Annotated in this window: 13 protein-coding genes; 11 read left to right on the forward strand and 2 right to left on the reverse strand. The window is 68.3% G+C overall.

Annotation, left to right across the window (positions count from 1 at the left end; genetic code table 11):
• Positions 1–13: 13 nt before the first annotated feature.
• Positions 14–1,642, forward strand: a complete 1,629-nt coding sequence (locus BOSE125_RS05420; RefSeq protein ID WP_159550734.1) for a GMC family oxidoreductase — start codon at positions 14–16, stop codon at positions 1,640–1,642.
• Positions 1,639–3,168 (forward strand): mycofactocin biosynthesis glycosyltransferase MftF, encoded by a 1,530-nt coding sequence (gene mftF / locus BOSE125_RS05425; RefSeq protein WP_159550736.1) that lies wholly within the window; start codon positions 1,639–1,641, stop codon positions 3,166–3,168. Before BOSE125_RS05420 ends, mftF begins: the two co-directional genes overlap by 4 nt.
• A gap of 28 nt (positions 3,169–3,196) precedes the next feature.
• Here mftF and mftE read toward each other — a convergent pair whose 3' ends face one another.
• On the reverse strand, positions 3,197–3,883 hold the full coding sequence (gene mftE, locus BOSE125_RS05430) for a mycofactocin biosynthesis peptidyl-dipeptidase MftE (RefSeq protein ID WP_159550738.1): 687 nt from the start codon (positions 3,881–3,883) through the stop codon (positions 3,197–3,199).
• A complete protein-coding gene (gene mftR / locus BOSE125_RS05435; protein ID WP_159550740.1) occupies positions 3,870–4,601 on the reverse strand; it encodes a mycofactocin system transcriptional regulator in 732 nt (243 codons plus the stop codon). The genes mftE and mftR overlap by 14 nt, the downstream gene beginning before the upstream one ends.
• Before the next feature lie 136 nt (positions 4,602–4,737).
• On the opposite strand from mftR, the gene mftA reads away from it, so the two are divergent.
• The 9 genes from mftA to mftD all read left to right on the forward strand — a co-directional run bounded on the left by mftA (position 4,738) and on the right by mftD (position 12,471).
• Entirely contained in the window at positions 4,738–4,839 is a 102-nt protein-coding gene (gene mftA / locus BOSE125_RS05440; protein ID WP_159550742.1) for a mycofactocin precursor MftA, read from the forward strand.
• 2 nt (positions 4,840–4,841) lie between these two features.
• Positions 4,842–5,162, forward strand: coding sequence for a mycofactocin biosynthesis chaperone MftB (mftB, locus tag BOSE125_RS05445; protein ID WP_236557826.1), 321 nt, complete (start codon positions 4,842–4,844; stop codon positions 5,160–5,162).
• Between the two features lie 16 nt (positions 5,163–5,178).
• Positions 5,179–6,438: a mycofactocin radical SAM maturase gene (gene mftC, locus BOSE125_RS05450; protein WP_236557827.1), complete on the forward strand. Its 1,260-nt coding sequence runs from the start codon at positions 5,179–5,181 to the stop codon at positions 6,436–6,438.
• Between the two features lie 107 nt (positions 6,439–6,545).
• Complete coding sequence (locus BOSE125_RS05455; RefSeq protein WP_159550748.1) at positions 6,546–7,382, forward strand: mycofactocin-coupled SDR family oxidoreductase; 837 nt, start codon at positions 6,546–6,548, stop codon at positions 7,380–7,382.
• Positions 7,383–7,400: 18 nt separating this feature from the next.
• The gene (locus BOSE125_RS05460) at positions 7,401–8,249 is read left to right on the forward strand and encodes a mycofactocin-coupled SDR family oxidoreductase (protein WP_159550750.1); all 849 of its coding nucleotides are present in this window, start codon (positions 7,401–7,403) and stop codon (positions 8,247–8,249) included.
• A 65-nt stretch (positions 8,250–8,314) separates the two neighbouring features.
• Entirely contained in the window at positions 8,315–9,157 is an 843-nt protein-coding gene (locus BOSE125_RS05465; protein WP_159550752.1) for a mycofactocin-coupled SDR family oxidoreductase, read from the forward strand.
• 7 nt (positions 9,158–9,164) lie between these two features.
• Complete coding sequence (locus BOSE125_RS05470) at positions 9,165–10,154, forward strand: MoxR family ATPase (RefSeq protein ID WP_159550754.1); 990 nt, start codon at positions 9,165–9,167, stop codon at positions 10,152–10,154.
• Between the two features lie 27 nt (positions 10,155–10,181).
• The gene (locus tag BOSE125_RS05475) at positions 10,182–11,129 is read left to right on the forward strand and encodes a VWA domain-containing protein (RefSeq protein WP_201301138.1); all 948 of its coding nucleotides are present in this window, start codon (positions 10,182–10,184) and stop codon (positions 11,127–11,129) included.
• 55 nt (positions 11,130–11,184) lie between these two features.
• Positions 11,185–12,471: a pre-mycofactocin synthase MftD gene (gene mftD / locus BOSE125_RS05480; protein ID WP_159550756.1), complete on the forward strand. Its 1,287-nt coding sequence runs from the start codon at positions 11,185–11,187 to the stop codon at positions 12,469–12,471.
• The last annotated feature ends 34 nt before the right edge of the window (positions 12,472–12,505 follow it).

Genomic DNA, 12,505 nt, shown 5'->3' on the forward strand with positions numbered 1-12,505 from the left:
CGATGAACGCACTATGACACCAGGTCTCGTCGGCTCTCGCGCTGGATCCACTGACCCGCCTGCGGCGGCGCGCGGACTGACCGCCGATGTCATCGTGGTCGGTGCCGGTGCGGCCGGATGTGCGATGGCTGCCGCGCTCGCTGAGGATCCGGACCTGCGGGTCCTGGTCGTGGAAGCCGGCCCGTGGAACCGCAATCCCTTGGTGTCCGTGCCGAAGGGCTTCGTGCGGACCATGTTCGACCCGCGGATCAGCTTCGAGTATCCGGCACTCCCGGCACAGGAACCGGGCCCCGTGGACGTGTGGCGGCGGGGCCGGGGCGTCGGCGGTTCCACGCTCATCAACGGCACCATGTACCTGCGCGGAGAGTCCCACCTCTACGACGTTCTGGCGGATCACCTCGGCCAGGACTGGTCCTGGCGCGCCTTTGGACGGGCCTTCGATCATCTGGAAGCCCTACTGCCCGTCTCCGCGCCCGCGGCGGAACCCTCGTCTGGACCTCCGTCCGAGGTCCTGAGTGCCCTGATCGCCGGCCTCGGGGAGACCCGAGTGCCGTTCGTGCCGGATGTGCGCGCCGCCGTCGGGCCCCGGGTGGGACACACCCCGGCCACCATCCGAGGCAGGATGCGGCGGAGCGCGGCCACGTTGTTGCGAACCGGACTCCGGGCAGGGAACCTGAGGGTGCTCACGGGACAGACGACCGTGCGGGTACTGACCGCCGGTGACCGAGCGGTCGGCGTGGAGACGGTCCTCGAAGACGGCAGCCGCATCCATCACCACGCCCGGCATCAGGTGGTGCTCACTGCGGGGACGTTGGAGACACCGCCGCTCCTGGAGCGCTCGGGTATCGGAGACCCGGATCGGTTGCGGCACCTCGGCATCGACCCCGTCGTCTCAGCTCCGCGGGTGGGTGAGGGCCTCAGGGAACAACGCGGGGCCACCATCAAGGCCCGGATCCGCCCCGGGCTGGGCCTCAACGGCCGGCTCGGGACCACCCGAGGACTGCTCGGTGCCACCGCCCAATACCTCGTGACCCGGTCGGGGCCGCTCTCCTCCGGCCCCTACCCGCTCGCCGCCTCCGTGGACTCGACCGGCGGGAACCGGCCGGATCTGCAACTGCTGCTCACCGACATCTCCACGGACGGCACGGGCCTGGCACCGGCGGACCACGCCGGCCTGATGATCCAGGCCTATGCCCTCAGCCCGTACTCCACCGGATCGGTCCACGCGGCGAGCACCGACCCCCACCGGCCCGCGGACGTCCGTGCACCTTTGCTTGAGGATCCCCGCGACCGGGCCGCGGCCGCCCGTGCCCTGATGGCGGCCCGCGCCGTGCTCGCCGCACCGGCGCTCTCGGATGTTGTCATCGACGAGGACCTGCCGGGCGCCAGTGTCGCCGACGGTGATGACGCGGCTGCCGCCAACTTCGTCCGTACCTCCGGCGGCGGCATCTACCACGCCGTGGGGACCTGCGCGGCCGGCGGACCGGACTCCGTCGTCGACGAACATCTACGGGTGCGCGGCATCGACGGACTGCACGTGGCCGACCTCTCCGCCCTGCCCACGCACCCCTCCGGAGGGACGGCCGCGGTGGCCATGGCACTCGGGCACCTGGCCGGGACCCGGATCCGGGAGGACCGATGACAGCCATCGCCCGGACCCAGGGCTCCTACACCCGCCGCCACGGCGAACTGTTGTTCGGCGGTTCGCCGTGGGGACTGGCCCGGCTGTCCGCTCCCGCCCGTCCCTTCGCCACGAGGGTCCTGCGCCGCGGCGCCGGGGCCGTCGAGCCGGACAATGATGTGGAACACGCCACGGCGCGACTGCTCGTGGACCGCGGGCTGGCCCTGCCCGTCCACCCACCCCGCCGGCCCCATCCGGACGAGGTGGACGTGATCGTGCCGGTCCACGGTTCCGCGGCGCCCCTGGCGCGTCTCCTCCCGGCCCTGCGCGGCCATCGCGTGACCGTGGTGGATGATGCCTCGAGCGCCACCGACGCTCGGGACATCGCACGGGTCTGTGCAGCCCACGGCGTGCGACTGGTGGTGCTGCCCGAGAACGTCGGACCCGGCGGCGCCCGCAATGCCGGGCTGGCCGCGTCCAACGATTCACCGGGGGCGCCGGCCGACTTCGTTGCGTTCCTGGACGCGGATACCCTGCCCACCGAGGACTGGCTGGACGCCCTCCGCCCGCACTTCGACGACCCGAAGGTGGCCGTGGCCGCTCCCCGAGTACGCGGCACCGTGACCGGCGCCGGCGCGGGCACCGTCCTGGAACGGTTCGAGTCCCGGCGCGGTGGACTCGACCTCGGATCCCAGGCGCGGCGCGTCGCCCCCGGAGGCCAGATCGGCTACGTCCCCACCGCTGCCCTGCTCGTGCGGCGCTCGGCACTGCCGGATCCGCCCTTCGAACCGGGGCTGCGAGTGGGGGAGGACGTCGACCTCATCTGGCGCCTCGTCGAGGCCGGACACACCGTCCGGTACCTGCCAGCCGCCGAGGTCCATCATGGGGTCCGCTCTGGACTGGCGGAGTGGTCACAGCGTCATGCCGCCTACGGGACCTCTGCCGTACCGCTCGAGGACCGGCACCCCGGCCGCCTCGCCCCAGTGACCTCGGGCTGGCCCGGTCTGGTGATGCTCGCTGGAAGCCTGGTGGCTGTTGGTGGTCGGGGACCGGTGCGCGCCCTGGGTGTTGCGGGTGCCGTGGGCGGGGCAGCGGTCCAGGTCGGAGCGGGCGTGCGGCGGTTCAGCCGCAGGGGTCTGCCCGTGTCCGGCGGTGCCGAGGTTGCCGTGCTCGGACTGCGGTCCGAGATCACCGCCATCGGCAACGCCCTGCGTCGCGAATGGTGGCCACTCGGGGCGCTGGCCCTCGCGGTGTCCACGGTGTCCGCGGCTCCGGTGAACCGGGCGCGGCGGGTGGCGCGCGCCATCGTCGTGCTGGCCCTGGTTCCCACGGTGCCGGACACCGTGCAGGCTGCCCGGCACTGGGTACAGGACCGCCTCGGTCATGACGGCCCAGCGCACGACGCCGGCGCTCCCCTCGACCCCGCCCGGCACCTTGCCCTGCGACTCGTGGCCGACGCGGCCTACGGTACCGGCGTGCTCCGTGCCGCGGTGCTGTCCCGGCGTGGGGCGGTGCTGCGGCCGCGGCTGCGCCAGCGCACAGCATGAGTTCTGCCGCCGCTGCTTCCACTGCCGTCTAACCCGTGAGGACGTCGAACGCTGCGATGGCCCGGTCGCGGAGCCGCGCGAACAGTTCCGCTCCCTCGGCGGCGCTGGCCCCGGTCGGATCGCCGAGAACGCCGTTCGGGCTGACTCCCCGCACCCCGTGCGCCTTCATCTCGGCCAGGAGATCTCGTAGGGGTGCGGTGTTGCCGGGCTCCACGTGATCCAGCCGCACCCGCTCCGGGGTCAGATGCAGCATCAGCGAGGTCTCCGTCCGGCCGGCATGGGCGTCCATCCCCGGCAGGCCCAGGTGGTGGGACAGGAGTATTCGTCCTTCAGCCGTGCACAGTTCGGCTGCGGACCGGAGGGCATCCACGTTGCCGCCATGGCCGTTGACCACCATGACCGCGGAGAACGTCGGAGTGGAACTGCGGACCGCCTCGACGATGAGTTGACGCAGGGCTTCGGTGCCGATGGACAGCGTGCCGGGAAAGTCGGTGTGTTCCCCGCTGGCGCCGATCGGCAGGGTCGGGGCGAGGGCGGCCCGAGGCCGGGCCACTGCCACGGCGGTGGCCACCGCCGTGGCAGTGACGGCATCCGTGTCCAGGGGAAGGTGTGGACCGTGCTGCTCCAGCGCCCCGAGCGGGAGCACAAGCACTGGGGCCGCGCCGCCGAAGGTCTGTGGGTGGATATCCGGCCAGGTGGCATCAGCGAGTCTCATCGACGTTCTCCTCCGGTGATTCCGGCAGCTCCTGGATGGTCGCGGTACCCGTGATTCCCCTGTGGTCCTGCCCCACGGTGACCAACCGTGTCGACAGCTGTGCTGCGACGCCCTGCTCCAGCCGGTCCAGATCCACGATGGCGGCGAAGGCGGTGTCGATGAAGGTCGAGAGGTCGGTGTCAGGCGAGGGAATCCACTGCCGATAGGCGGCGACGGCCGCGCTCAAGGCGACCTCACCGACCAGTTCAGGGAAGAAGGATGTGGGATCCATGTCGAGTCGCCGAGCCGTGAACTCCGCGATGACTCGCCGCCAGTCGAGGAATTTCACTAGGGACCGGGCGATCAACTCCGGCTCCGTCAGGATGAGTCCGAGCCGGGCACGGTGCTGGTCGACGGCCTCCGGCGGGACGCGATTGAACTCCACGACGGCATGTCGTACGGCGGCCATCAGGGGGATGTCATCCGGCACGAGGGCCAGTTCTCCGCGCAGCCGTTCCACCTCCCGGGCGAAATCGCCCCAGGGCAGGTCCGCCTTCGTCGGGAAGTATCGGAAGAAGGTCCGGCGGGACACCCCCGCCACATCGGCGATCTGCTGGACCGAGACGTGCTCATACCCGTGGCGGGTGAAGAGTTCCACACCGATCTCGGCCAGCACGTCATGCGTTGTGGCACGGGGACGGCCCAAGGTCCGTTCAGGCGTCTCGTGGTCTTCGGTCATGGCACCTCCTCTCACCTCTAGGAAGATTGTTCACCAGATTGAGAACGATCCATTGCATTGGCACCCAGTGTCATTTAGTCTCCCATCATGTGAGTGATTCAGCTCACATATTCACGGCACTTTCCACGGAGGAACTATGGAGCAGTCCAGCGCCCACGCCCAGAGCACGGACCCCGAGGTCACTGCGGACGACCTCGTCGAGGATGTCTCGATCGACGGTATGTGCGGGGTCTACTGACCTTGGCCACCACCACACACCCGGCTGTGGATCCGGGATCGGGGCTCGTCCTCGATCCCGGGACGGCCTGGATCCTGAATCCCCGCGTGGCGGTGCGGCCTGAGCCCTTCGGGGCTCTGCTTTACCACTTCGGCACCCGCCGCCTCAGCTTCCTCAAGGACACCCGACTCGTCGACCTGGTCACCGCACTGGCCGACTTCCCGAGCGTGGATGCGACGTTCACCGCCCTGGGAATCGACGAGGCTGCGCGTCCGGGCTACGTGTCCGCCCTGCAACGACTCGCCGACACGGACATGTTGCTGCCGGCCCCCCGCCACGACTGAACCCCTGGAGTTTGCCTTGACCCTCGCGCCCGAACGCCGCCCGACCCTCATCGACCACTTCGAACGCGGTCTCGATTCCCCGATCTGCCTGACCTGGGAGTTGACCTACGCCTGCAACCTCAGCTGTTCGCACTGCCTCTCGGCCTCCGGCCGCCGCGATCCGAACGAGCTGTCCACCGAGCAGTGCAAGGAGATCATCGATGAACTCCAGCGGATGCAGGTCTTCTACGTCAACATCGGCGGCGGTGAGCCGACCGTGCGCTCCGATTTCTGGGAGATCGTCGAGTACGCCACCAGCCACGACGTCGGCGTGAAGTTCTCCACGAACGGGGTGCGCATCACCCCGGAGGCCGCGCAGCGGATTGCCGACAACGGCTACATCGACGTGCAGATCTCCCTCGACGGGGCTACCTCGGAGGTCAATGACGCCCTGCGGGGCAAGGGCTCCTTCGACCTCGCGGTCCGGGCGATGCAGAACCTGAAGGATGCCGGCGTCGAAGGGTTCAAGATCTCCGTGGTCATGACCCGGCACAACATCCCCCAGCTCGACGAGTTCAAGGCCCTGGCGGACGAGTACGGTGCCACGCTGCGCATCACCCGCCTGCGGCCCTCCGGACGCGCGGTGGATGTCTGGGATGACATCCACCCGCGTCCCGAGCAGCAGCGCGAGCTCTACGACTGGCTGGTGGCACACGGGGAGGGCGTGCTGACCGGTGACTCGTTCTTCCACCTCTCCGCCTATGGGCAGACCCTGCCCGGGCTGAACCTCTGCGGTGCCGGGCGGGTGGTATGCCTGATCGACCCGGTCGGCGATGTCTACGCCTGTCCCTTCGCGATCCACGATGAGTTCAAGGCCGGCAACACGGTGCACGACGGTGGATTTGCGGCCGTCTGGCGCCAGTCCGAGCTGTTCACCGAACTCCGCGAGCCGCAGACGGGCGGCGCCTGTGCCGGGTGTCAATTCATCGACACCTGCCGCGGCGGCTGCATGGCCGCGAAATTCTTCACCGGCCTGCCGCTCGACGGACCAGACCCCGAATGCGTGCGCGGTCTCGGCGAGGAACTCCTCCAGGGGCGGGAGGCGGACCTGGAGTTCCCACGGCCCAGCGTCGACCGGTCACACCGCACCTCACCGCCCCGTCCACGCGCGAAGTCCCGCCCGGTACCGGTGAGCATCGGCATGGGCGCGCCCGCACGCCCGCCAGTCAGTGCCTGCGAGATCGATCCATTGGCCGGATTCGTGCCACCTGGCGCCTCCGCGGCCTCATCGTCCTGACCGGATCCTCCTCCACCGTCACCGCACATCTGAATCACATCCACCTCCATCCACTGTCAAGCCACCCCACGGCAATCAGAACAGCAATCTGAATAAGGAGTCACATCATGGGTGCACGTCTCGAAGGCAAGGTCGCGTTCATTTCCGGAGGAGCACGGGGGCAGGGCAGAAGCCATGCCGTGCGTCTCGCGGAGGAGGGTGCCGACATCATCACGTTCGACATCTGCCAGGACGTGGAATCGAATCCCTATCCCGGCCCGCGTGCCGAGGACCTGGCGGAGACGGTCCGTCAGGTCGAGTCCCTGGACCGGCGCATCATCGCCCGCCAGGCCGACGTCCGCGACTTCGCGGCGGTCAAGGCCGTCGCGGACGACGGTTTCGCTGAGTTTGGGCGACTCGATATTGTCTCCGGCAACGCAGGCATCCTGGGCGAGGTCAACCAACTGGCGGACCAGTCCGAAGACGGCTGGCAGGAGATGATCGACATCAACCTCACCGGCGTCCGCCACACGGTCAAAGCTGCCCTTCCGCACCTTCGTGCCGGTGGCAACGGCGGCGCGATCGTCCTCACCAGCTCGACGGCGGGTATTAAGGGCTACGCCAATATGGCGCATTACGTCGCCGCCAAGCATGGCGTAGTCGGCCTGATGAAGACACTGGTGCTTGAACTGGGCAAGGAGAACATCCGCGTCAATACGATCCACCCCACCCAGGTGGACACGGACATGATCCAGAACGAGGCGATCTACAAACTGTTTGTCCCCGGTAAGGACAATCCCAGCCGGGAGGACTTCGCGGAGGTCTCCCGGACTATGCAGGCGCTGGACATCGACTGGGTCGAGGCCAGGGACATCTCAAACGCGCTGCTATTCCTCGCCTCCGACGAGGCCCGCTACATCACCGGTCAGCAGCTCAAGGTCGACGCCGGCCAGACGAGCCTCTAAGCAGAAGGGAAATTGATCATGGGTGCACGTCTCGAAGGCAAGGTCGCGTTCATCTCCGGAGGAGCACGGGGGCAGGGCAGAAGCCATGCCGTGCGTCTCGCGGAGGAGGGCGCCGACATCATCACGTTCGACATCTGCCAGGATGTCGAACACGTTCCCTACGCGGGGCCCACCGCCGAGGATCTGGCGGAGACGGTCCGCCAGGTCGAGGCCCTGGACCGACGCATCATCGCCCGCCAGGCCGACGTCCGCGACTTCGACGCAGTCAAGGCCGTGGCCGACGAGGGCTTCGCCGAGTTCGGCCGGATCGACATTGTCTCGGCCAATGCCGGGATCTCTGGCGAGATGGCCGAAGCAGACGTCATGTCGGAAGGCGGCTGGCAGACGATGATCGACATCAACCTCACTGGGGTGTGGCACACGGCCAAGGCCGCGATCCCGCACATCAAGGCCGGAGGCAGCGGCGGCTCGATCGTCCTCACCAGTTCCCTGGCCGGCCTCAAGGGTATGGGCAACATCGCGCACTATGTCTCGGCCAAGCACGGAGTGGTCGGCCTGATGCGGACGCTAGCCCTCGAGTTGGCCCCGCACAGCATCCGCGTGAACTCCATCCACCCGACCCAGGTGGACACCCCCATGATCATGAACGAGGCCACGAAGAAGCTCTTCCGCCCCGACCTGGAGAACCCCACCGACGAGGATTTCGCCGCGACCTCCCAATCCATGAACTCGCTGCCCATCCCGTGGGTCGAGCCCGTGGACATCTCCAACGCCGTCCTCTTCCTTTCCTCGGACGAGGGTCGCTACATCACCGGTGTCCCGCTTCCCGTGGATGCCGGCGCCGGCCTCAAGTCCGTCGTCTTCTGACCCCGTCGTCTCGTCATTACCCCTCTTGGCACCAGGACCGCATCACGACAAAGGAGTCACACATCATGACAGGACGTCTGAAAAGCAAGGTCGCCTTCATCACCGGCGCTGCACGGGGACAGGGTAGGAGCCACGCAATCCGGCTGGCTGAGGAAGGTGCGGACATCATTGCGGTCGACCTCTGTGCTCCGGTGGGCAGCCTTGAAGGCTTCTACGAACTGCCGGGAGAGGATGAGCTTCAGGAGACCGCGCGGCAAGTGGAGGCGCTGGACCGTCGAGTGGTGACGCGTGTTGCAGACGTGCGGGATCTCGACGCACTGAAGTCGGCCGTCAACGATGGCGTGGCCGAACTCGGTGCCGTCAACGTCATCGTCGCGAATGCGGGGATCTTCACCTTCGGGGCGAACACGCATGAGGTCAGCGAGACTTCGTGGAACGACATCCAGGACATCAATCTCACTGGCGTGTGGCACACCTACGCCGCAGCGGCCGAGCACCTGATCAAGGCTGGCAAGGGTGGTTCCGTCATCATCATCTCCTCTCTTGCCGGCTTCAAAGGTTTGGCGAACGTCGCTGCCTATACCACTGCGAAGCACGGCATCGTCGGCCTGATGAAGGTGCTGGCGAATGAGCTCGGACCACACGGCATTCGCGTCAACACCATCCATCCGAACTCGATCGACACACCCATGGTCAAGAACGAGAGCGCGTACCGGCTCTTCCGGCCGGACCTGGACGAGCCGAAGGCGTCTGACGCCGAATCGGCGTTTGCCGGATTGAACCCCTTCGGGAAGGCATGGATCGAGCCCATTCACGTGTCCAACGCGGTGCTGTGGCTCGCTTCCGATGAGTCGTATTACGTCTCCGGCGGCCAGATTCCGGTCGACGGAGGCGCGGCGATCAAGTAGGACGGACATGAGCATCCAGTCAACGGGCCTGCGGGACAGCGGTCACGTGACCCGTGTCCGCGAGAGCCTCGGCCACCGCGTCGTCGGCCGCGAACGTGAACTCGACCTGGTCCTCGCCGCGGTGGCGGCCGGGCGGGACATCCTGCTGGAAGGTCCCCCGGGGACGTCCAAGTCCACGATCCTGCGGGCCATCGCCGAGGAATGGGGCATCCCCTTCGTCCTGGTCGAGGGCAACGCAGACCTGACCCCGTCCAAGCTCATCGGAGGGCATGACCCCGCCCGGGTTCTGCGGGAGGGGTACCGGGATGAGAACTTCGTGGACGGCCCGCTCGTGCGGGCCATGCGAGAGGGCGGCTTCCTCTACATCGAGGAGTTCAACCGTGCGCCGGATGACACGCTCAACACGCTGCTGACGGCCATGGCGGAGCGGCAGGTCACGATCCCACGGATCGGAACCATCACGGCACAGCCGACGTTCCGCATCATCGGATCGATGAATCCCTACGACAACGTCGGGACCACCCGCCTGTCCACCTCGGTGCATGATCGGTTCAACCGTCTGGTCCTTGGGTACCAGGACGCAGCGGCGGAGCACCGGATCGTGATGTTGCGCACCGGCCTGGGGCCCGACGGCGGCCAGGACGTCCCAGCGCGGCTCGCCTCCGCGCTGGTCACGGACGCCGTCGCCCTGACCCGGGCCACCCGGGACCACGAGGACACCCGCCAGGGCAGTTCGGTGCGGGGCGCCATTGACCTGGCCCTGGTGGCCGCACAACTGCTGAACCTGCACGGCCTCGACACTCCGGGCGAGGGCCGGGTGGGCGCGGAGGACACCCCGCGGCGCCGCTATGCCGACGTCATCCTGGACGCCGCCATGGTCTCCCTCTCAGGGCGCCTCCACGTGGACGAGGCGGCGGGAACCACACCAGAGCGCGTGCTGCAGGAGATCTGGGAGGACCATTTCATCCTGAATCCCGCGGCGGCGGAGCCGGGTTGAAAGCAGATCGAGGGCGATGCTCCGATCGTGCGCCGGGCGGAGAAGGCGCCGGGCCGGCGTCGCAGGCCGAAGGTGCTCGAGGAGGCGCCGACGGTCTTCGAGCCGGCGACCGGCGAGGGCGGAGGACAGGTTCTGACGGCCAGCGGAGCCGGCAAGGATGCCACCGCCGCCCGGGTCAGGGGAACAGCGGCCCCGGGGGAGACCGGCGAGGACAGTCAGGTCATCGACCTGGAGGACCTGGACGATCATGCCGACCGGGAGGTGCTGCGCCGGGCACGGGAGATCGCCCTGTCCTTGGCCATTCCCCAGCCGCCGCGGCGGGCGACGGCGCGGCGTGGACTGGGCGATCTGGAGCGACTTCCCTTCCGAGGCAGTGCCGAGGATATCGACCTGGAGGCGACGGTGGAGAACCTGGTGGCCAAGCCGGTCCCGGAGCCCTCGGACATCGTGGTGCGCGAGCGCATCCGGCAACGCCGGGCGATGGTGCTCCTCCTCGATGTCTCCGGCTCGATGCGCGGGGAGAGGGTCCGCTCGGCCGCTGCCGCGGTGGGCGCGATCGTGGGGGAGTTCGCCCGGGACGATCTGGCCGTGATCGCGTTCTGGTCCGATGCCGCCCGCATCGTCCCGATGGGACAGGGCGGCACCCCGGGCGGGATCCTCGAGACGCTCGTGCGCATCCCGGCACGGGGATTGACCAATGTGGAGCACTCCCTGCGCCTGGCCCGGGACGAACTGGCCAGGGTCCCCGCGTCCGAGGGCCGTGTGCTGCTGCTGTCCGACTGCGTCCACAACGCCGGACCGGACCCCCGCGCTGCGGCCGCCAGCCTGCCCCGGCTGGACATCCTCCTCGATACCTCGGGGGAGAAGGACGTGGACCTGGGGCGCGACCTGGCCCGGCTCGGGCGCGGACGGCTGGAGACCGTGCGCACCTTCCGGGACCTGCCGCGGGCCCTGTCCAGGATCCTGAGTCCGTGAGATTCACCCTGATCAGCAACGACCAACGACATCCAACAGTGAGGACGGCATCACCATGACCAATCCGTGGTTTGAGAGTGTGGCGGAGGCCCAGCGCCGAGCAAAGAAGCGCCTGCCGAAGTCCGTGTACATGGCCCTCGTGGCCGGTTCAGAACGCGGCATGACCGTGCAGAACAACATCGATGCCTTTTCGGAGCTCGGCTTCGCCCCGAAGATCACCGGCAATCCCCTTCAGCAGGACACGACCACCACGATCATGGGTGTGCCGGTCGAGCTGCCGGTCATGATCTCGCCCACGGGCGTACAGGCCGTGCACCCCGAAGGCGAGATTGCCGTGGCCCGGGCGGCGAACAACCGGGGCGCGGCTATGGGCCTGGGTGCCTATTCGTCGAAGCCCATGGAGGATGTCATGCCCGAGAATCCAGGGCGCACGTTCTTCCAGCTGTATTGGGCCGGCGGTCGCGACCAGATGCTGACGCTCGCCCAGCGTGCCAAGGACGCCGGGGCGGCCGGCCTGATCATCACCCTCGACTGGACGAACGGCTATGGCCGGGACTGGGGCAGCCCCGAGATCCCGTTGCAGATGGATCTCAAGGCCATCCTCAAGTACGCCCCGGAGATCGTCCTGGGACGCAAGTTCGGCTACGCCATGGACTGGGCCAAGACCCTCTCGCCGCCCGAGCTGTCCGTGCCGAACGCCGTGCCGAAGGGCGAGCCCGCACCGGGGTTCTTCGAGGCCATGGGCTGGTGGCGCCAGACGGAGATCCCCTCATGGGATGACATCGCGTGGCTGCGCCGGCAGTGGGACGGGCCCTTCATGGTCAAGGGCATCACCCGCGTGGACGACGCCAAGGCCGCCAGGGACGCCGGCGTCACCGCCGTCTCCGTGTCCAACCACGGCGGCAACAACCTCGATACGACGCCGGCCACCATCCGCCTGCTCCCCGCAATCGCGCAGGCCATCGGCCACGACGTCGAGGTGTACCTGGACGGCGGCATCCGCCGCGGTTCCCACGTCTACAAGGCACTGGCCCTCGGCGCCCGGGGTGTCCTCATCGGGCGTGCCTACCTCTGGGGCATGAGCGCCAACGGGCAGGCCGGGGTGGAGAACGTGCTGGACATCATGAAGGACGGGCTCAAGGCCTCCATGATGGGCAACGGCCACGCCAACCTGGCCGAGATCTCCGCGGACGATCTCCTCATTCCCCCTCAATTCACCATCACGGCAGGCGGCGACGACGGCCACGTCTGGGGGGAACCCCAGATCGGCTCCAGCCTGGCCGGGGCCGGTGCTGCCGGTGGTGGACTCGGACCATCCACCCGGCCACCGCTGAACCAATAGACGGTCGTTCACCGCAGGCACACGAACACCAAGA

Origin of the sequence: Citricoccus sp. K5 (assembly GCF_902506195.1) — a bacterium.
Lineage (GTDB): Bacteria > Actinomycetota > Actinomycetes > Actinomycetales > Micrococcaceae > Citricoccus.